20 protein-coding genes and 1 tRNA gene are annotated in these 20107 nt (G+C 68.0%); 5 read left to right on the top strand and 16 right to left on the bottom strand.

The window, feature by feature from the left end:
- Nucleotides 1-7: 7 nt before the first annotated feature.
- Together OG390_RS28065 and OG390_RS28060 are read right to left on the bottom strand one after the other, a co-directional pair.
- Nucleotides 8-424, bottom strand: coding sequence for a head decoration protein (locus OG390_RS28065; RefSeq protein ID WP_315892422.1), 417 nt, complete (start codon nt 422-424; stop codon nt 8-10).
- Between the two features lie 102 nt (nt 425-526).
- Entirely contained in the window at nt 527-1234 is a 708-nt protein-coding gene (locus OG390_RS28060) for a hypothetical protein (protein WP_406172121.1), read from the bottom strand.
- Nucleotides 1235-1360: 126 nt separating this feature from the next.
- Here OG390_RS28060 and OG390_RS28055 point away from each other — a divergent pair, with 126 nt between their 5' ends.
- Nucleotides 1361-2413, top strand: coding sequence for a nitrilase-related carbon-nitrogen hydrolase (locus OG390_RS28055; protein WP_406172119.1), 1053 nt, complete (start codon nt 1361-1363; stop codon nt 2411-2413).
- A gap of 34 nt (nt 2414-2447) precedes the next feature.
- Here OG390_RS28055 and OG390_RS28050 read toward each other — a convergent pair whose 3' ends face one another.
- Complete coding sequence (locus OG390_RS28050; RefSeq protein ID WP_406172117.1) at nt 2448-4196, bottom strand: hypothetical protein; 1749 nt, start codon at nt 4194-4196, stop codon at nt 2448-2450.
- 212 nt (nt 4197-4408) lie between these two features.
- Here OG390_RS28050 and OG390_RS28045 point away from each other — a divergent pair, with 212 nt between their 5' ends.
- The gene (locus OG390_RS28045; protein WP_406172115.1) at nt 4409-4567 is read left to right on the top strand and encodes a hypothetical protein; all 159 of its coding nucleotides are present in this window, start codon (nt 4409-4411) and stop codon (nt 4565-4567) included.
- Between the two features lie 152 nt (nt 4568-4719).
- On the opposite strand, the gene OG390_RS28040 is transcribed toward OG390_RS28045, so the two are convergent.
- From OG390_RS28040 to OG390_RS28005, 8 genes are all read right to left on the bottom strand, one after another.
- On the bottom strand, nt 4720-5982 hold the full coding sequence (locus OG390_RS28040) for a terminase large subunit domain-containing protein (RefSeq protein WP_406172113.1): 1263 nt from the start codon (nt 5980-5982) through the stop codon (nt 4720-4722).
- 227 nt (nt 5983-6209) lie between these two features.
- Complete coding sequence (locus OG390_RS28035; protein WP_406172111.1) at nt 6210-6743, bottom strand: hypothetical protein; 534 nt, start codon at nt 6741-6743, stop codon at nt 6210-6212.
- A gap of 26 nt (nt 6744-6769) precedes the next feature.
- Nucleotides 6770-7672 carry a ParB N-terminal domain-containing protein gene (locus OG390_RS28030; protein WP_406172109.1) on the bottom strand — a complete coding sequence of 301 codons (903 nt, stop codon included), beginning with the start codon at nt 7670-7672 and terminating at the stop codon, nt 6770-6772.
- A gap of 2 nt (nt 7673-7674) precedes the next feature.
- On the bottom strand, nt 7675-9015 hold the full coding sequence (locus tag OG390_RS28025; protein ID WP_406172107.1) for a hypothetical protein: 1341 nt from the start codon (nt 9013-9015) through the stop codon (nt 7675-7677).
- Between the two features lie 142 nt (nt 9016-9157).
- Nucleotides 9158-9559, bottom strand: coding sequence for a DUF488 family protein (locus tag OG390_RS28020; RefSeq protein ID WP_406172105.1), 402 nt, complete (start codon nt 9557-9559; stop codon nt 9158-9160).
- Between the two features lie 196 nt (nt 9560-9755).
- Nucleotides 9756-10076: a hypothetical protein gene (locus OG390_RS28015; RefSeq protein WP_406172104.1), complete on the bottom strand. Its 321-nt coding sequence runs from the start codon at nt 10074-10076 to the stop codon at nt 9756-9758.
- 239 nt (nt 10077-10315) lie between these two features.
- The gene (locus OG390_RS28010; protein ID WP_406172102.1) at nt 10316-11473 is read right to left on the bottom strand and encodes a ParB/RepB/Spo0J family partition protein; all 1158 of its coding nucleotides are present in this window, start codon (nt 11471-11473) and stop codon (nt 10316-10318) included.
- Nucleotides 11474-11949: 476 nt separating this feature from the next.
- Nucleotides 11950-12120: a hypothetical protein gene (locus OG390_RS28005; RefSeq protein WP_406172100.1), complete on the bottom strand. Its 171-nt coding sequence runs from the start codon at nt 12118-12120 to the stop codon at nt 11950-11952.
- Between the two features lie 245 nt (nt 12121-12365).
- Here OG390_RS28005 and OG390_RS28000 point away from each other — a divergent pair, with 245 nt between their 5' ends.
- Nucleotides 12366-12908, top strand: coding sequence for a hypothetical protein (locus OG390_RS28000; protein ID WP_406172098.1), 543 nt, complete (start codon nt 12366-12368; stop codon nt 12906-12908).
- 5 nt (nt 12909-12913) lie between these two features.
- Nucleotides 12914-13678, top strand: a complete 765-nt coding sequence (locus tag OG390_RS27995; protein WP_406172096.1) for a hypothetical protein — start codon at nt 12914-12916, stop codon at nt 13676-13678.
- Here the strand turns inward: OG390_RS27995 and OG390_RS27990 are convergent.
- Both OG390_RS27990 and OG390_RS27985 read right to left on the bottom strand, forming a co-directional pair.
- Nucleotides 13675-14640, bottom strand: coding sequence for a recombinase family protein (locus OG390_RS27990; RefSeq protein WP_406172094.1), 966 nt, complete (start codon nt 14638-14640; stop codon nt 13675-13677). The genes OG390_RS27995 and OG390_RS27990 overlap by 4 nt on opposite strands.
- A 94-nt stretch (nt 14641-14734) precedes the next feature.
- On the bottom strand, nt 14735-14995 hold the full coding sequence (locus OG390_RS27985; protein ID WP_406172093.1) for a DNA-binding protein: 261 nt from the start codon (nt 14993-14995) through the stop codon (nt 14735-14737).
- Nucleotides 14996-15155: 160 nt separating this feature from the next.
- Here OG390_RS27985 and xerC point away from each other — a divergent pair, with 160 nt between their 5' ends.
- On the top strand, nt 15156-16745 hold the full coding sequence (gene xerC / locus OG390_RS27980) for a tyrosine recombinase XerC (protein ID WP_406172091.1): 1590 nt from the start codon (nt 15156-15158) through the stop codon (nt 16743-16745).
- 140 nt (nt 16746-16885) lie between these two features.
- Here xerC and OG390_RS27975 read toward each other — a convergent pair.
- The 3 genes from OG390_RS27975 to OG390_RS27965 form a co-directional block, all read right to left on the bottom strand.
- Nucleotides 16886-16959 (bottom strand) — tRNA-Thr (locus OG390_RS27975).
- Between the two features lie 107 nt (nt 16960-17066).
- Nucleotides 17067-18668 carry an alpha/beta hydrolase gene (locus OG390_RS27970; protein WP_406172089.1) on the bottom strand — a complete coding sequence of 534 codons (1602 nt, stop codon included), beginning with the start codon at nt 18666-18668 and terminating at the stop codon, nt 17067-17069.
- Nucleotides 18669-18899: 231 nt separating this feature from the next.
- Nucleotides 18900-20105 (bottom strand): DNA polymerase III subunit delta', encoded by a 1206-nt coding sequence (locus OG390_RS27965; protein WP_406172087.1) that lies wholly within the window; start codon nt 20103-20105, stop codon nt 18900-18902.
- Nucleotides 20106-20107 lie beyond the last annotated feature (2 nt).

Genomic DNA, 20107 nt, shown 5'->3' with positions numbered 1-20107 from the left:
CCCCCGCTCACACGAAGCGGATCTGCGCGGCCCGCGGGTGCCACGTCAGCTGCGACAGGTCGATGCCGCCCGGCACCTTCGACGCCTTCACCGCGCCGTGCCACAGCAGCGCGGCCGGTACCCGGGTCTGGCCCGGAGCGAACGGTGCCTCGGCGACCACGAAGCCGCGCAGCACCTGACGGCCGCAGTGCGCCTCCGGGTCGTACGGTCCCCACAGCTTCGACTCGGCGACCTTGCCGACCGGTACGCCGGAGAAGACCCGGCCGTACGGGTCGCAACCGTCACCGCACTGGTAGTGCACGCCTTCGGTGAACAGCGAAAGGTCGAGGGTGATCGTGTCGGTCGAGTCCGTGCCGTGCAGTGCCGCCAGCCACTCGCGGTTGGCGGTCACGTACTCGGACGTCGTAACAGGCTGAATGGTCACGCTGTGTCTCCATGGACGAATGCGGTAACTGTCCGCACACCGCCCATGGGGGCGGTGCCGTCCACGAAGTTCTGGGGGCGTGGTCCCCCAACTGCTTTGGTATCAGCGGGCGTCGCTGAACTCGGCGGCCGGTACGAGCCCGCGCCGACGCGCCATCTCCAGACCGGCTGAACCCGGTCGTCTCACCGGCGTCGTGCGCTGCGGGCCCCGTCCGGCCGGAGCTCCGTCCGGAGCCGCCGGCACCTGCCTGCGTACCTCGCCGAACAGCTCCGGGCGCCGCGACCGCAGCGCCTCCGCCGCGGCCGATATCTGCGACTCGTCCGCGTCCTCGTCATCGACGGCAAGCAGCCGCTCTGCGTCCACGAGGTCGTCGCCCTCCGCGCCGAGCGACACCAGCGCGGCCCGGCGAAGAGCGGCACGCTCTCGTTCAGCCGCCAGCTCCTCTCGCCGCGCGGCCTGAAACTCCCTCTCAGAGGCGGCCTGTTCGCGTCGCTCAACTTCCGTCAGCGCGGCCTGCTCGGCCTCGCGCTGTACGGCGACGAACTCGGTCAGCGCCTTCGGCGTATCGAATCCGAGCGTCGACAACAGGCGCTTGATGGCGGCTCGTTCACCCTGGGCCTTCTCCTTGGTCAGCATCTTCCCCAGGCGATCCTGGGTCACGGTGACCTGCTGCTCCTGGCCGCCGCCGTCGTCGGCGTCGTCCAGGTGCTCGTTCGTCTCGTCCTCCGACGAGGCCCCGAGAATGGGGAAGATCGGCCGCCCATCACGGCGATAGCCGACAGGGCTGCGAGTCGGCAGGGGCCGGAGCATACAACTCCTCCTGGTGCGCGCCCCCGCGCTGCCGATCAGTGTAGCCACCTGCGCCGACAGCGCCACCAAGGCCGTGTCCGACCACCGCGCGAGGATGGCGAGCGAACCAGTCAGGAGGCATTGAGCATGACCCTCGACCCGTACACCGCTGTCGGCCTGATCCCGGAGATCACCGAGATCCGACACCGTGACGACATAGCGACAAACCTCGAACACCTGCATCAACTCGCCCGCACAGCCGTCGCCATGGGCGGCCTGGACGTTCCCGTCAAGCTCCTCGCCCTGCCCGAAGGCTCCCTCCAGGGCTTCACCGACGAGATCCACGACCTCGACCACGCCACCTACGCACGCACCTGCGCCATTGACATCCCCGGGCCCGAGACCGACGAACTCGGGTCTTGGGCACGCGAATTCGGGGTGCACATCATGGCGCAGGCCAAGGCCCGCCACCCCGGATTCCCCGACCGGTACTTCAACGTCGGCTTCGTCCTCGACCCCTCGGGCGAGGTCATCCTGCGCCACTACAAGCTCACGCCACTGCCGCCGATCGAGCACAGCGTCAGCCCTCACGATGTGCTCGACCAGTGGACCCAGCTCCACGGCCGGGGCCCGGACGCGTTCTGGCCCGTCGCCGACACTCCGATCGGGCGGCTCGGTGTCATGATGGCCAACGAAGCCTCCTACCCCGAGAACGCGCGCGGCCTGGCCCTGAGCGGCTGCGAGATCGCCTACCGCACCAGCTTCCCGCTGCCCGGCGTCGCCTCGGGCGCATTCGAGATCCAAAACCGGGCCCGAGCCCTGGACAACACCATGTACGTCCTCGCCCCCAACCCCGCCGCCTACACCGGCAGCGACGGCCTGCGCGTGGACTTCTTCGGTGGACAGTCCATGATCGTCAACCACCTCGGCAACCCCGTCGGCCGCGTCGACCACGGCGGCATCGCCACCTTCGTCACCGCGACCATCGACCTCGCCGCCCTGCGCCGCCAGCGCACCGCCTCCGCGTGGACGAACTGGGCCAAGGACCTACGCACCGAGCTGTATCAGACCCTGTACGAGGAGCCGATCTATCCCGCGAACCTGTACGCCGACCGCGCCCCGCTCCACCACGCCGCCTACCACCAGTTCGTCACCAAAGCCCAGATCGAACTGATGCGCACCCGCGGCATCTGGCGCTAACCCCCGCTCCGCACGCACCCCGACGACCCACCGGTCACCGACTCGCCGACACCGGCTCCCGCTCCGTCGTCTCCCCGACAGCACCGGCACGCTGCGCCTCCTGGTCGCGCTCGTCCGCCTGCTCCTCCTCACCCTCCGGCTCCCCGCGACGGGCAGCAGCCTCCGCCATCCGCGCCGCCATCTCCTGCTCGGCCTTCGCCCGGATACGCGCCACCTCCTGCGACGCGTCCTTGATCGGATAGCCCGCGTCCATCAACATCGCCACCGCCGTCTCCAGCGACAGCACGCCCGCCCCGTACGCCTGGACCACTTCCTCCAACACAGCCGCCCGGTCCGTCGGCGTGTGCGGAGCCCACGACAGCCGCGCCGGGAACGACTCCCCAGCCGTCCACCCCTCAGCCCTGCCCGCCTGGTGCAGCCGCTGCACCATCTTGAACAACAGCCGGTACTTGTGCTCCCTCGCCAGCCGCATCACGCCCACCAGCGCATCCAGCGGCCCCAGCGCAAGCTTCAGCGCGTACCCCGAGGGAACCTCCGTCGCATCCAACGTCCCCAACCCGGCCGCCGTGATACGGCTGTTGGCCGCGACCCTGTCCAATAGGTGCTCCACCCGCGCCCGCAACTCAGCCAGCTGAGGCGACGTGTCCAACGCGTCCATCCGCCCGGAGTCCCCGAGCTGCCACACCGCGCCGGCCTCCACCTTCAACTGCTCCGGCTTGCCCGTCGCCCGATCCACCGGCAGCCGCGCACCCGCCAGCCCGATGATCGGCGTGCCCGTCGTCGCCGAGGCCGCCGAGCTATCGGAGTCGGTGGCCGCCAGCTCATCCAGGCCCTGAAGAACACGGGCGATCGACGAGCGCCCCCAGTGCTCACCGCCATCCGGGATCGTGTTCGTGATGTGGATGACCGGCACGAAGTCGATCATCAGATCCAGCTCGTTCAGCTCCGTGCCGTCCGGCCGCACTCGGAACGCCGCCTTATCCATCGGCAGCCGATCCAGCGTCTCCCCGCGCTTCAAATCCTCCAGCAGCCATTCCGCATCGGTCAGGTAGCACGTCACATTCGACGCCCGCCCCGGCTCCCACGGGTAGACCCGCCCCTCGCCCTCAGCGCCTTCGAGGATCGGACCCAGCTCGTACGTCACCCGACGCACCCGCGCCTTCAGCCCCGCGTCCTCGTCCTCCGGCAGCTCCCACGCCAGATGCACACGCGACGGAAAGTCCTGGTCCTCGTCCTCCCACTGCGGGAAGTAGAACCCAGGATCGTACGTACGCAGCGTCGGCCGCTGCTTCTCCGGATTCCACGCCAGCACGAACACCCCATCGCCCAACAGCACAGCGGGACGCTCCGCCTGCTGGACACGAAGGGTCAGCAGCTCCTTGTCAGCCCACTTCCGAAGCCGCTCCTGGACCGCTGCGGCCTCCGTCGACCCCGGCTTCGGAGCCTCCTCATCGGCGTGCTCCGCGCCCTCCACGGTGATCTTCTGCTCCGAGCCCAGCAGGTACCCCAAGGCGGTGTCCACAAGGTTCGCCGCATCACCCAACTCGCGGCGCTCCAGCGCCGATTCATCACCCGACGCAGCGGCCAACTGACCAGCCTGGTTGTTGTCGTACGCCGCCAGCACCTTGTACGCAGCCAAGCGACGCAACTCGTGCGGCGGCAACCACGTTGCCGCCAGCTCCGGAAACGAGCGGTTCCCCGGACGGCCGGCATCCGCCATCACCGGCTTGTAATTCAGCCACGACCACGCATCGATAACGAACTGGCGCAGGCCCACATCCACTCCAGGAAGCTCGGCCCCACGCCTGCACTCACACTAAGCGATCACCCGCCCGCCCCGAACGCTCGTCCGACAGCTGTGGAACTCTGCTCGCGTGGGGCCGTACCGCCCATCAGTAACCGCCCGCCGTGCGCGAGCGCCGAACGGGGTCGTAAGCCCGTACGGCCCCACCCCTGCACCTCCACCGCCCGCACTCAATACGACAGGAGAGCCGTATGGGACAGCAGATCATCAAGCAGCCGGACGGCCGACTCTCCGTCTTCTCCAGCGTCACCGACTCCTTCATCGTCGTGGACGCCAGCCCCGAGGAGATTGTCGAGTGGCGGGCAGAGGAGGCGCAGGAGCAGCGCGTGAGCGCACCAAGGCTGAACTGAAGCGCGTGCTCAACGCCGATATCGAGAAGCTCTACTACCAGTCCACGCTGACGTGGGAGGAAGCGGCACGGAGGGACCAGGAAAACCGGACCCCCGACAGCTGACCTCGCAGCACAAATGAGAGGTGGGGACGTGCTGGAGAACTCAACACCTCATCGCCGACCGCTCAACCGCTGGTCATCTCCACCCCGTGGAGGCGGCATCGTCGGATCGAGGAACAGATCCCACAACGCCCACACCGCCGAGTCCAGCAGGTCCGGCGAGTCCTCCGTCTCGCCCTGACCGACGAACGTGGTCATCTGCTCCTCCAACTCCGCGAACACCCGCGCCGCGCCCACGTGATGAATGCGCGCCTGCTCGTACAGCTGCGCCGCCGGAGCAGCACGCGCCCGCTTCCCCCGCGTCGCATGAACGATTCTCCAGTTCACTGTCGGATCAACCTGCTCCAACAGGGCGGGCAGGTAATCACCACCGTTGTTCGCCTCGATCACCACGCAGTCGGCCCGATGCTCGTGGTACAGCTTCGCCGCACGCTGCATGGCCTGCGTCGGCGTGTGCCGGTCCTGCTCCGCGTGCAGCAGATACCCGCGCGGCCGGTCGTCCCCGAACATCGACTCAATCGGATACCCGCGCCCCGCCACGGTGAAGGCGGTCATGTCGGCGTTCTCGTGGCTCTTGGTCGCCGGGTCCACCGCCACCACGAGGCGCTGCATGTCGGGCAGGTGCTCCGGCCTCGCACGAAACCCTTCGACCTCCAGCATCCAGCCTTGCCACAGCGCGCCCTCGACGTCCTCGAGTAGCTCGCCCGACAGCTCCTGCCGTCCCAGCCTGGTGCCGGCGTATTCTTCCTCCAGCTCCGCGCGGGCCGCCTGCGACAGGTTCGCGTCGTTCTCGCGCATGTGCCCGCGCGTGAGCACCACCCGCGGCGGTTCGCCGCCCTCACGGGCCTTCTTCTCCTGCGCCCGGCCGCGCTCGACAAGACGCTTCACGTGCGGCAGCGGCTTCGGCGTCGTGGAGATGACCACCTGCGGGGCGTCTGCCTCGCGCAGGCAGAACCACAGCATGTCGTAGACCTCTTGCGCGGTGTGCCGCGACCAGGCCGCGTACTCGTCACACCACGCCTTGTCGAAAGCCCAGCCGCGCAGGTTGTCCGGCGTCTCCGCGCCGAAGCCGCGTATCAGCGTGCCGTTCTTCAACCTGAGCGTCGTCTCGCCCAGGGACGAGTTGTATTTCGCCACTTCCTCGGGCGGGAACACCGACAGCAGACCGGACTTCGGGCTGTCGAAGCAGATGTCCCTGACGAGCGTGGCGTTCTTCGCCACCACCGCGATCTGCAATCCCGGCGTCTGCGCCCACGCCCGTACCGCCTCCGCCGCCGTCCGGCTCTTGCCCCAGCCACGGCCGGTGAGCAGCATCCACACCGTCCACAGCCACGACGGCTGGCGCTGCGCCGCGCGGGCGTGATGGTGCCGCCATCCCTCGTGCGGGAGTCCGTCGCAGTCCGGTACCTCGCATGCCCACCTGCGCGCCGACAGCTCATCGGCGCGGAGCAGCGCGGTGACCTCGGACTTGAGTTGGTCCAGGCTCATGACGCCCGGATCAGACAAACCTTCGATCGCACGCCGCTTCGCCCACCCGCGGCTCATCGACCGTCCTCCGCCAGGCGCCGCTCCAGCTCACGCCGCAGCAGATCCATGCGACTCCTGCGGTCCTCATCGCTCAGCGACCCAAGGTCAGGTCCATCCGCGCTGTCCTGCGCCACCACGCCCGCCGGTTCCTCGCCGGCCGCCCGACGTTCGATCTCGGCGGCGACCTGGAAGTACCGCAGCAGCTCGCCCGGCGACAGCTCGCGCGGGTCCAGACCCTGAAGCCGGGCGACCGCCTTACCCAGAAACGCCTGCGCCAACTTGGCGTGCCGACGGGCGATATCACGACGTGCCTGCTGCTGTTCCGCCAGGAACACTCGGTCCTGCTCGCGGTCGTACGCACTCGCCCGCATCACCCACGCGTACTGCCGCGACCAGCGGCCGAGCAGGGTCCGGGACTTATCCAACTCTCGTGCCGCTTTCGTCAGACTCCGTACGGGGCCGAGATCGCGGTATGCGGCGAACGCCTCGAACGCCTGGGGGGACTCACCGCTCTGCCGCTCCCAGGGCTCAACGGGGCCCTCAGCCACCGCTCACCTCCTGGCCAACGGCCCTACTAGCGCCCCTGAGCAGCGAGGGTTTCCAGCGCACGCCACGGCTCGGACTCCGGCACGCTCCCGTCCTTCACCAACCGGTCGATGGCAGCCCGCACAGTGGCCGCGGTCTCCACCGGGATCTCCCGCACGCCGAACACCGTCTCCAGCGGAGCCGTGCCCCCGCGGTGCGCCTCACCCGAGGCCGCGTCGAACCAGCCCTCGGCCAGCTCTCCCAGGTGCCGCTCGAACACCGCGAGGATCACGCCCAGCGCCGTCGCACTGTTGCCGATCTTGTACGCAGCCCGAGACGTCTCCAGCGCATCGAGCACCGGCTCGTACTGCTCCAGAGCCGCCACCCATCGCTGATCCGCCGAACCCGTCGACCGGGCCGCGTCGAAGGCCGCCTCAGCGCGCTCCAGCTCGTCGGGCAGGAACATCAGCTGGACCGAAGCGAAGTCGAGGTTCGCCTCACCCAGGCTGGAAACGTCCACCTTCTCCAGCAGCTCCAACGTCTTATCGTCCAAGCCCGTGTACTGCCGCCACTCCACGTTCTCCAGCTCGTCGTACAGCTCCCGCAAGATCGCCGGATCGTCCTGACCCGCAATCGCGTTGTGCGAAAGCTGGAGCGCGATCTGCCGCTGCCTCGGCAGCGGCTCGTCTATCTGCATCCACCAGATCTGCGACAGGCCGGCCTCGATCGCCGCAAGCGTCCGGTGATTCCCGGACAGCACGATCAGCCGCCCGCTGTCCACGTCGTTCCACACCAGCGGCGTCGAGGTCAGGTGACCATCCCGCTTGATGTTCGCGACCAGCTGCCGGAATTGCTCGTGCGGCAGGAACCGGGCGTTGATGTCCAACAGCGTCAGCGTGCGCGGGTCGCCCTCCACCATCTGCGGCGGGGCAAGCGGCGTCGTCTGATCCATGATCAGGCTCCTGTCTTCGTCGTCGTGGTACGGGCGCCCCACCGCTTCGCCCACTTCTCCAGGGCCTCGGCGAGCGTGTGCTCACCGATCGCGCCCCGGTACTGGAGCTGGAACTTCCAGCCGTCCTCGTTCGACGGGCCACGCTTCGTCAGCCGCAGCAGCCCGCGGTACTTCATCGAGACCGGGTTGTTGCTGAACGCCGTGGTCGCCACCGCCCTGATCCGCCGCGAGAACGCCCGCTGGCACAGGCGCTGCGCCTCGCTGCTGGTGGCGGCAAGGACGATGAGCTTCGACAGCCGGGCGTAATCGGTGGGAGCAACGGCGAAGTCCGACAGCACATACGCCTCGTCGGGAACGAAGGTGCTCGGCGCCATCGCGAACACGCCGAGGATCTTGCCGTTGCCGTCCTTCACCGCGACCGCAAGGTTCGCTGCACCGGGTGCGATGCGCGGGTTGAGGTACCGGGAGCGCAACGCGTTGAACTGGCCCGGCTTGAGCAACGCCAGCGACAGCGGCCCGACCAGCTCCTCACCGCGCCGGAGCCGAGGAGCCTTGACCGGCTCGATCGGCTGTCGGGGCGAGACGACCCGCGTCGGTGCCTCGGAGGCGTAGACGTAGAAGGGAGCGGCACGCGGGGTGGCCTTGATGACCCCGCGCAAGAACGGTTGCAGCTCCGGCACGTCGTGGTTCGAGGCGGTGAGCCAGTACGGCCGGTCGGTGATCGCGCCGAGGACATCCACCACATCGGCATCCGACAGCGGCTCGTACTGAGGCGCATCCCAGGTGAAGTGCTCGTTCAGCGGCTCGTACAGCTTCTCGTACCCGCCACCGTAGAAGGGAGGGAAGGAGCACACCGGAGCGTCCGCCGGAACCTTCTTCAACCAGCTGCGCACGTCCTCCACCTCATAGGAGGCCAGAGCCACATCCGAGCCCGACAGCCGCTCGACAGTCTCGGCGTGCTTGGCCTTCCACTGGTCCCGGTAGGAGCGCACCACCCGCTGATGCCACAGCCCCTCGCGGCCGACGCTGGCGAGGAAGCGCGTGCCCAGCATCATCGCGGCCACCGTGCCCACGCCGTCGTCCAAGGAGTCTGCGAGCCAGCCGAGTTGATCCGTGCTCTCCTCGCGGAGCTGGATGCCGACCGGCTGTCCGGTGAGCCACCGGCCGATGGCGGTGGTGTAGATGGACACGTCCGAGGAGTGGAGCGCGAACCCCATGCCGGCCAGGGACCGTTCGATGGTGAAGTTCCCGCAGCACGGGACGTAGACCTCACCGCGCGGCCACCTGTCTGCGGTCTCGCGCACGATGGCGCGCATGGGGCCTGGGATGGTGCCCTGGAACATCTCTCGCCTCCTGGGCGGCTGGCACGAAACGGCAGCGCCCGGCCTGGCGGGTGCCGGGCCGGGCGCTGTGCTGGAACCTAACACAAGGAGCACAGAGCCCCTTGAAATCATGTCACCTATCTAGCGAGTACGGTTCCGCCGCTCACATCAAGGTGCCTTGGTCGACCATGGGGGACAGCTCCCGCACCTCGTCACCGGTGGCGTCCTTCCACCAGGAGGCGAAGGTTCGCCGGTGACACCACAGGGCCGGCTTGGACAGGTCTTCGAAGCAGAGCAGGACCAGCCTGTGATCGCTCTCCGCTTCTGCGATCTCCTTCAGCCGCTCCGCGATCCGCGCGGGACCGAGCCGGTCGAGATCGGCTCGGTACGCCTTGGTGAACTCCGGCTCGGACAAGGAGAGGTAGTCCCTACGTGGCGCGAGCTCCCGCACCGAGTGCGTGAGGGAGTAGGGGAGTTTGAAGCGGGGAGCGCCCAGCGTGATGCGTACCGGCACCCCCTGCGGGGGCTGGTACGCCTGATAGCGGTTGGTGAACAGGGTTAGCACGCAGCTGTTCCTTTCGTGCTGCTCAGCGACCGGGCGTGCGCGGCGGCGCCGGCGGGCCCGGATTCCTTCGGCGCCATCCGCTCGGACCCGAGCGAGCCCGAGCGGCACCGGGCCCGCAGGGAGGACTCCCCCTGCGGGCCCGGCTTGACCGACGACGCTGGCCGGTCTGGCTGGTACGCCAGACCGGCTACGCCTCTTACACGTAGGGAGAGGTGAAGACGGTGGAGGCTGCGAGGTGTACGACCACATCGAAGGCCACCGACTCACCCTCCAGGTCGGCCGTGACGCGGAGAACCCGGTTGGTCTCGTTGGAGTACTGCGATGCCGTGGTTTCCTCCACGTCCAGGACCAGTTCCGAGGCCGGTCCCGATATGAGTTCCCTCGACTCCGCCAGGAGGCGCGAGAGGTGGGCGGCGATCTGACGGATCCCGGGGTGGGCCGACTTTGATTTCCAGTCCACGCACTCCGGCCTGACCTGGTGAATTCCGACGGAGTCCAGTGTTGCCTTTTCCGTCATTTCTTACCCCTAACCTGTGAGGGAATTTCCCTTTCCTTGCTTATATCTTATTGGAATTCAGCAACCTGGTACATATTCCACCGGAATTGATTTCCTCGAATTCCGGTGGCGGGAATTAGGTGCCTTGAATGCTTGCTCCGGAGGAGCGGCAGGCGGAGGGCGCGGCCGGGTGTCCTCCAGGCCGCGCCCTCCGCTGTGGAGAGAAGAAGGGAGGGGGCCCGTGCCGGGCCCCCTCCGTCTCACTTCGCCGTCGCGGGCTCCGCCTTCTTGGCCACCTCGGCGGTGGGCTCCACCTTCTTCTGAGCGGGTACCTTGCGCGCCGGGGTGGTCTTGCTTGCCGTCCCGGCCGCCGGGCGGTTCTGCGTGCGCGCAGCCCCTGAAGGCTTGGCCGCGGGCTTGTCCGCCGCCTTCTTCGCGACCGGCTTCGGCTGGGCCTCCGGCTTCGGGTCGCTCTTGGCCTCCTGCTTCTCCTTGGCCGCTTCCTGCTGGACCTCCAGCGCCTTCTTGTTGAACTCCTCAGCCATGGCCCGCTGGATGCCCTGAGCCTTGCTGAGGAGGTTCCGGACCAGCTGGACCTGGCTGTAGAGCTTGCCGACCACCTTGATGTGGCGGGACAGGTCGTCGCCGAGGATGACGGCCAGGTCCTCCGGCTTCTTCTCCGCCAGCTCCTCCAGCAGGGGAAGCAGGACCTCTTCTGCCTTGCCCAGCCCGTCCTTGGCCTTGGCCTTCTGCTTCTTGCGCTTCTCCGTCTCCTCGGCGCTCGGAGCCTTCTCGTTGGTCAAGGAGGTCTGCTGCTCCATCATCTTGAGCGCGTTGGCGAAGTGCTGGGCCTCGGCCTCGGAGTCGAAGTCGCCGCGCACGTAGCGGCTGGCGGCGACCATCTGATTGCCGGGGTTGAGCTGGGCGATGTGCCAGGCAAGGTTGTTCTTGATCTCGCCCCGGTCGACCATCTCGGCGACCTCCTTGCGCAGGGTGAGCAGGCCCAGCCGCCACTTGATGGCCGTCTCGGTCTTGCCGAACTGCTTTGCGATCTTCAGGGGCTCCCAGCCTGCGGCCTTGAGGTCGGCGTACGCTCCGGCCTCTTCCATGATCGTCATGTCGGCGCGGCCGACGTTCTCGGCGATGCCGAGGACGTACGCCTTCTCGTCGTCGGTGTCTTCGAGGACGTTCGCCGGGATGACGGTCAGGCCGGCGGCCTTGCAGGCCCGCCACCGGCGCTCGCCCGCGATCAGCATGTAGGGGGTGTCGCCGTCCTCGACGGGCCGGACGACGACCGGCTGAAGGAGGCCGTTCTCCTCGATGCTGCCCTTCAGCTCCTTGTGCTTGTCCTCGTCGAAGAACTTGCGGGGCTGCCCGGGGTTGGCGGCGATCTGGTCAATCTGGAGGTCTGCGAACATTATTCCCGCGCCTTTCTAATTCCGGAAAACCATTCCTTTGAAGTTTTCCCTTTGTTCTTACACTTATATCTTAATCCCAATTACCGCCAATTCAAGAGGGAATTCCTTTTAATTTCAGGAATTCAATTCCTTGAATTGCGGGCCGCGCGCCGGCGGATGCCGCGCGCACCTCGGGCGGGGGTGCGAAGAGGGCTGAGCCCGGACATGAAGCGAGCCCGCCATGGCCTCACGACCACGACGGGCTCCACTCCCATCACGCACCCCAACGACCGCACCGATACGGCCAGCTCCTCGCGGGCGGGGCGCGGGGGGTCGGCCACCCGCGAGGAGCAGGGAAGGACGCCGCTCATCACGACGCTGCCAGATGCGGGGTCCTGCGGCTGCTGTGCCCGCACCGGCACGTAAGAACGTACAACACGACCTAGAGAATGTCATCTATCTCGATGGAGGCGGGCGCGGCGTCGCCCGACAGCTCATCAGCCGTCATCCTCCTGCGCGCTCGGGCCCTGTTTCCGTCGATGCATCAGGGCCTGCCACTCCAACACCTTGCGCGCTTCGTTGAGCGCCGCCGGACCTGCTCCGCCCCGGAGCATCTGCGAGGGTTTCTTCGCCATCTCGGCGATCCACCGCTCATCAAGCTCGGACATGCGATTCCTCCCGTGAACGGCGTGCGCGCCGCCTTCGCCCGCCCAGATTCGACTCCCTCGGCGCGCCCGCCCAAGTCAGGCGCGGGAGCGCGCCGGTGCCCGCCGCACACCAGCCGGCCGCTCCCCGAGAAACTGTCCGATGAACCCTATAACCCCTCCGACCAGGGATGTACTGTAGAGCCAAGGACGATTGTTACCGGCCAGTCACCTGCGGCGAGCATACGACACGGCCAGAGAAGACGGATATGGCAGACACCCCTGACCGGCCCGAACCGCTGAGCCTGAGCGCGAAGTTGCTCGCCCTGCTGCGCCTGCGCCGCGACCCCGACGGGTTCACCCCCAGCGCCCGCGACGTTGCAGATGCGAGCGCACAGGCAGGCCAGCGCAAACCTCGTCTCTCACACGGTCAGGTCAACAGCCTGCTAAACGGCACCAGTAGCAACCCCACGTCGTCTACGGTCGCCGCTCTCGCCCAGGCACTCGACGCCCCTGCCGCCTTCCTGCTGCCCGGACGGGAGTGGGACGACCTCGCGGCGCTCACCGTGTTCGTGGAGCGGCCCGAAGCCCGCGAAGTCATACGTTTAATGCAGGGCCTTGAGGTGCAGGACATTCTAGAAATCATGACGATGCTCCGGGAGAGTCGTCGTCGCGCGGGACTGTCTGAAGATGTCCCCGCGATCCCCCCACCTCCCCCCGGCGTCGACCAGCCCCGCGAGGGGCGACCGCGTCGCCGACTGAGCCTGGAAGAAGCCGCTGAGCGGGCAGCGGACTACTTGGAAGGACGCTGAACCTCTTGGAAGGCCCGATCTTCGGCCTCTGCGTGGTGCTCACATCGCTCAGTACCGCCATATCCCTGCGATGCGCATACGAACGCCGCCACAAGTCCACCTACCGCATAGCCCGCCGGGCCCACCTGGCTGCCCTGACAGCCTGCTTCCTCGGCTCACTACTGGCGATCCCCACAATCGCCGACGCAGTTGACCGCAGCGCCGCCTCCAACGAGGTGTCCTCCCTCATGTCAGACGTGGCGGCGGTCATCTTCTGCGCGAGCCTCCAAATCATGATCATCGACTGGGAGTACTCCACGGCCCACCACGCCGGCATCGCCCTGCGCCTCGGGTTCGCGTGCGCGGTCGTCGGGCTCATGATCTGGCAGTTCCACCGCGCCGACACCGTGCACCAGGACCTGTCCACCGCGTACGCGCACAGCAGCGATGTGCGGCTCTATCTCCTGACGTACCTCGGGGCCTCAGCCGCCGCAGGCGCGGAGGTCACCTTCCGCTCCAGCAAGCTCGCCCGCGAAATCTGGCGCCAGGGACGCCCCGCTGCTACCGGACTCGCCATCGCGTCGGCAGGGGCCGCATTCGGCGTCGCCTACACCGTCAGCCGGGGCAGTTACCTGCTCGCGTACGAAAACGGCCACGCCTGGCCCCTCAGTTGGGAAAACGCCATCAGCCCCGCCTTGGCGGGGCTATGCATCGGGTGCGTGGCCATCGGCCTCACCATGGCCACGGTCAGCGTCAAGCTCAGTCAACGGAACGCGGGCAGCAAGGTCTAAGCAGACTCCTTGCTCTCTTCTGCAACCCCCCACTGACGCCACCGCAGTGCCACCCGGTCACCGTCCACGGTGCGCGAGCCCCTGGACGCGGCCGGGTACACGGCGACCTGCTCCAGCATGAGGACCAGGACACCCTTCTTCGCCTTCATCGGGGCGTGCTTCCACCACCGGACGAGGTCCGGGATATCACCCACAGGCACGTGCTTGACCTGCTCCAGGACTCGCGCCTGGCCTTCGCTCTCGCGGATCAGCTGCTTGAGCTCCTGGTCAGCCGACCGGAAGGTCTTGATCGAGATGTCCGGCGACCGCGCATAGTCCTCGCCCAGTTCGTCCTGCCGACGGCGCGCAGCGGCAGCCTCCTTGCGCAGAGCGGCAGCCTGGGCCAGCATCTCTTCTCGCGCCTGACTGATCAGTGCGCTGACCTCTGGCTTGGCCAACTCCGCCAGCACATGCTCAGCCACGTACTTCTCAAGCAGGTCGGCGTTGATGCGGATCTTGCCGCACCCTCCGGGATGCTGGGCCGTACTCGGCGAACACCGGTAGCCGCGGCTACCGGCGTTCGAGGGCGATGACCCCAGCGTGGTCGCACACAGGCCGCAGACACCAACGGGTCCGCCCGGGATCAGGTACTCACGCTGCTCGGCCCGATCGGTGCGGCGCATGGCGCGGATGGCCTCGAAGTCCGCCCGAGGGATGATCACGGGGCCGCCCGTCTCGACGAGCTTGCCGTTCTCGTCCTCCTCGCAACCGGCGATGGCCGGGTGATCGAGGACGGAGGCGAGCACCGCGGGCCGCCACAGACCGCCGCGCGTGGTGCGGTGGCCCTCAGCGTTCATCCACTCGACGATGGCGTCGTAACTCTGCTTGAGCAGACGCCGGGAGGCGGCGACCCGCAGGACCTCCGCCTCACCCTCGCGCACCCGTCGGTACGCCATGTCTTCAAAGCCGTACAGCCTTGCCATTTCTCGCCCCTCTGCCGACCCCCTGGCCTGTACTAATTTACCCGAGATAGGTCACACCGTTGTAGAAACAAACGAACACCTCAACACATGTCGTTCACGTACTCACCTCGGCTCCACGCTGCCGCTCCACGCCGAGGACCTTCCACAGCTCCGCCGTCGGCACCCGAACCGTGCCGCCCAGCGGGAGCGTCCGGACGGGGAAACCCCCTGTGCGGATCAACTCATACGCCTTGTCGCGGCCGATTCCCAGAGCGCGCCCGGCAGTTGTCACGTTGACCGTGGCCGGAAGAGCCAGCAGCTCCTCCAGACCCATCGCTCCGGCCGAAGCCTGCCCGCCCGCTTCCTGAGCAGTCATGTCGTTGGTCGCAATCTCCCCCGCGCCAACTTGAAGCTGACTTTACAACAGTGTCCGACACCCCCAACAAGATGGAGAAGGATCTTGCAACTCCACGCAGACCAAGATCCACACCATCAGCACGATCGCTGGCAGCCAGCCAGCCGCCCAGGGGAGACCTGTGTTCAAGGACAAGACCTACCAGCGGTGCGCTTGCAAGGGCCCACTCACCGACAAGGCAGGCAAACCGATCCTCAACGAGGACGGGACACCCAAGATCGGCTACCTGGAAAAGCGGTGCCCCAAACTCAAGCGGCGTGACCACGGCTCCTGGTACTACTCCATCGAGATCCCCGCCGGCCCCGGCGGCAAGCGCCGCCGAGCCAAGAAGGGCGGGTTCAAGACCCAGGAGAAGGCAGCCGCCGAAGCAACCAAGGTCTACCGGGACGCACAAGCGGGAGTCGACGTCCTATCCGACGAGACCGTCAGTGAGTATCTGCGCCGCTGGCTCGACAACCAGCACGACCTCAAGGCCACCACCAGGAACGGCTACGAGGATTACCTGCGCCTGTACTTCACGCCGCACCTCGGGCACATCAAGCTCCGCGAGCTGCGCCCCCGCCACATAGAAGAGATGTTCGCCGCCATCCAGGCCGAGAACAAGGTGAAGGAGAAGAACCAGGAGGCGGCCCAACTGGCCCGCGCGGCCGAGCAGAAGGCGCACGCAGCCTGGCGTGACGCCATCGCCCCTCGCGATCCGCAGCTCAGGAAAACCTGGATCGAAGCGAAGGCAGCGTTGAAGGCCGCCCTCGCGCTCCCGCGCCGCGAAACCGGTCCCGCGACGCAGCACCGCATCAAGATGGCGCTCAGTTCGGCCCTCGAAGACGCCCGCAAGCGCCGGATGATCACCGACAACTGGGCGGCCCTGGTCCAGACGCCTCGCATACGCAAGGCCAAGGCCCTGGAGTGGACCCCCGCCCGCGTCGAAGCGTGGCGCAAGACCGGCAAGAAGCCCTCCCCCGTCATGGTCTGGACGCCAGAGCAGACCGGCACGTTCCTCGACTCCGTGGTCTACGACCGGCTCTACCCGCTGTGGGTCGTCATCGCCTTCCTCGGCCTGCGCCGCGGTGAAGCCTGCGCCCTGTCCTGGGCGGAAGTGGACCTCGACGCCGGCGTGATCCACATCACGGAGGAGATCGTCACTGTCGCGTACGAGCCGCACGAGGACACCCCCAAGTCCGACAACATCCGCGACATCGCTCTGGACGAGGACACGATCGCCCTTCTGCGCTGGTGGCGCGCCCGTCAGGAAGCCGAGAAGAATGAGTGGCTCGAAACCACGGGCGAATGGACCGACAGCGGCCGGGTTTTCACTCTTGAGGACGGTACGGAGTACCACCCGCAGTACTTCTCCGACCGCTTCGAACGCCTCTACAAGAAGACCGACCTTCCGCCGATCCGGCTGCATGACCTCCGGCACGGCTCAGCAACGCTCGCCCTGCGCGCTGGTGTTGCCATGGTCGCCGTGCAGCGCAGGCTCGGGCACTCCTCGATCCGCGTCACCTCGGACATCTACACCACCGTCCTGGCAGAGGTGGAGCGCGAGGCCGCCGAAGCGACCGTCTCCGTTGTGCCTCGCGCACGCAAGCGCGTGATCCCGCAGCCCGAGGCGGACAACGAGCCCGCGACAGCGGAAGAGGAACACGAGGAGGAGCAGGACGGAGGGGACACCGGTGAACACCGGGATGTTCCCGACCAGGACGCCGCCTGACGGCAGGTTCCCAGGGCGTTCCCATTCGCTCACGCAGACCATGAGGAAGGCCCCTCCGAGATCAACTCGGAGGGGCCTTCCTCGGTCAAAGAAAAGCAAAAGCCCCAGGTCACGGCGAGTGAGTCCTGAGGCTTCTACAGAGCCGCCTTCGGGATTCGAACCCGAGACCTACGCATTACGAGTGCGTTGCTCTGGCCATCTGAGCTAAGGCGGCGCGCTGTCCGCACTATGGTGCGATCAGCAACGCCGGTAAGTCTACACAGTTTCCGGGGGTGCTCCGTACACGCCCCGGGGCCTCCGGAGCCAGGGTGTACGGACGGGCTATGAGCAGCGCTTTCCCTTGGCGGGCGGGGTGCCCTGGAGGAGGTAGCGGTCGATCGTGGAGTCGATGCAGGTGCTGCCGCGGCCGTATGCGGTGTGGCCGTCGCCGACGTAGGTGAGGAGGGTGCCGGAGGAGAGCTGGGAGGCGAGGGACTGGGCCCACGGGTACGGGGTCGCCGGGTCGCGGGTGGTGCCGACCACGAGGATCGGGGCGGCGCCCTTCGCCTGGATGCGGTGCGGCTCGCCGGTCGGCTTCACCGGCCAGTACGCGCAGTTCAGGGAGGCCCAGGCCAGGCCCTCGCCGAAGACGGGGGACGCCTTCTCGAAGGCGGGGAGGGCCTTCTCCACCTGGTCGGGGGTGGCGAAGGCGGCCGGGAGGTCGAGGCAGTTCACCGCCGCGTTGGCGAACATCAGGTTCGCGTACTTGCCGTCGGCGTCGCGCTCGTAGTAGCTGTCGGACAGGGCGAGCAGCCCCGCGCCGTCCTTCTCCTTCATCGCCGAGGTGAGCGCCTCGCGCAACTGCGGCCAGGCCGCCTCGTCGTACATCGCCGCGATCACACCTGTCGCCGCGAGCGCTTCGCCGAGCTTGCGGCCGTGCGCGTCGCCGGCCGGGATGGGCGCCTTGTCCAACTGCTGGAAGAACGCCTTCAGGTTCTTGCCCACCTGCTCCGGGCTCGTGCCCGCGCCGCCCAGCGGGCAGTCGCTATGGCGCACGCAGTCCTTCGCGAACGACCGGAAGGCCGCCTCGAAGCCCGCCGTTTGGTCCTCATTGAGTTTGCGCGCGGTGAGCTGCGGGTCCATCGCGCCGTCCAGGACCAGCCGGCCCACCCGGCCCGGGAAGAGGCCCGCATACGTCGCCCCGAGGAGCGTCCCGTACGACGCCCCGACATACGTCAGCTTCTGGTCGCCCAGCACGGCGCGGAGGATGTCCATGTCACGGGCCGCCTCCAGCGTGGAGACATGCCGTAGCACATCGGGCGAGCGCTGACCGCAGCCCTCGGCGAACTTCTTGTACGCGTCGACGAGTTGCCCCGTCTCCTTCTTGTCGTCCGGCGTCGTGTCCGTCTGCGTGAACGTGTCCATCTGGCGGCCGGTGAGGCATTCGACCGGCTCGCTGCGGGCCACGCCGCGCGGGTCGACCGCGACCATGTCGTAGCGGGCGCGGACCTCTGCCGGGTAGCCGATACCGGCGTACTGCTGCAGATAGCCGACCGCCGAGCCGCCCGGTCCCCCCGGGTTGACCAGCAGTGAGCCAAGGCGCTTCCCCGGCCCCGTGGCCTTCTTGCGGGCGACCGCCAGCCTGATGTCGCCCGAGGCCGGTTTCGCGTAGTCCAGCGGCGCCTTCATCGTGGCGCACTCGAAGCCGGGGACCCCGCAGGTGCGCCAGTTCAGCTTCTGTCCGTAGTACGGCGCCAGTGTCGACGGCGTGGAACTCGGCAGCGCGGCCAGCACCGCGTCCGCCGTCGCCGTCGCCGTCGCCGTCGCTGTCGCCGTCGTCGAACTCCCGGAGGAGCAGGCCGACATGAGCAGCGCCGCGACGGCCAGCAGCACGCCACTTGTACGGAGGGGCCGGGTCGGCCGTTGGGTGTGCCTGATGTACATCCCGCGAGCGTAACCTTGCGCGATCAATTGATCACCTTCAGTCGCGGATGCGCCTCGTACGAGTGACTTGGGTCAACTCGTCGTGCGTCCCGTCATGCATCCCATCGTGCGCCCGGTGGCGCACATGCACGACTTGACGTACGACGTCGCGCGCCCGTCCGTACGCTCCGTCGTGCCGGTGAGGCCCGACGTTCCGAGCACTGAGGGTGGTCCGCAGGGCTCCCGATGCGTTCAGCCCGCCCGCAGCGCCATCGTCATCGCCTCCACCGCGAGCAGCGGAGCCACGTTGCGGTCGAGGGCCTCGCGGCACGCGGCGATCGCGTCGATACGGCGCAGGGTCGCCTCCGGCGAGCTGCCGCGGGCCAGCCGCTCCAGGGTGTCCTCGGCCTCCCCGTTGGCGATGGCCACACGGGAACCGAGCTGAAGGGCGAGGACGTCGCGGTAGAACCCGGTGAGGTCGATCAGGGCCAGGTCCAGGCTGTCGCGCTGTGTACGCGTTCTTCGCCGCTTCTGCCGGTCCTCCAGCTCCTTCATGACGCCCGCGGTGCCGCGCGGCATACGGCTTCCCTGGGCCGCGCCGAGGGCCGCCTTCAGGTCCTCGGTCTCCTTCACGTCGACTTCCTCGGCGAGCTGCTTGGCGTCCTCGGCAGCCGTGTCGATCAGCTCCTGGGCCGCCTTGAGGCAGCCGCCGATGTCGTCGACCCGGAGCGGGAGCTTGAGGACGGCGGCTCTGCGCGCGCGGGCGTTCGGGTCCGTGGCGAGACGGCGGGCCCGCCCGATGTGGCCCTGCGTCGCGCGCGCGGCGGCCGCCGCGATGTCGGGCTCGATGCCGTCGCGGCGTACGAGGATGTCGGCGACCGCGTCCACCGGCGGGGTGCGGAGGGTGAGCAGGCGGCAGCGGGAGCGGATGGTGGGCAGGACGTCCTCGATCGACGGGGCGCACAGGAGCCAGACCGTGCGAGGGGCGGGCTCCTCGACGGCCTTCAGGAGAACATTGCCCGCGCCCTCCGTGAGACGGTCCGCGTCCTCCAGGACGATGACCTGCCAGCGGCCGTTCGCCGGGGACATCTGGGCGCGGCGGACCAGGTCGCGGGTCTCCTTCACGCCGATGGAGAGGAGGTCGGTGCGGACGATCTGCACATCGGCGTGAGTGCCCACCAGGCTCGTATGACAGCCGTCGCAGAAGCCGCAGCCGGGGACTCCGCCGAGCGCCCGGTCGGGGCTCACACACTGGAGCGCCGCCGCGAACGCCCGCGCCGCGGTGGAGCGGCCCGAACCGGGCGGGCCCGTGAACAGCCAGGCGTGCGTCATCTTGGACGCCTCGGGGAGCGGGGTGTCCGCGGCGACCGCCGTGACGAGGGCGTCGGCGTCGCGGGCGGCGGCGGCGAGCTGCTCGCTCACCTTCTCCTGGCCCACCAGGTCGTCCCACACGGGCATGG

It is taken from the genome of Streptomyces sp. NBC_00996 (assembly GCF_045162675.1).
In the GTDB taxonomy this organism is placed as follows: domain Bacteria; phylum Actinomycetota; class Actinomycetes; order Streptomycetales; family Streptomycetaceae; genus Streptomyces.
The sequence above is the reverse complement of the archived record's forward strand: the minus strand, read 5'-3'. Positions and strand labels throughout refer to the sequence as shown.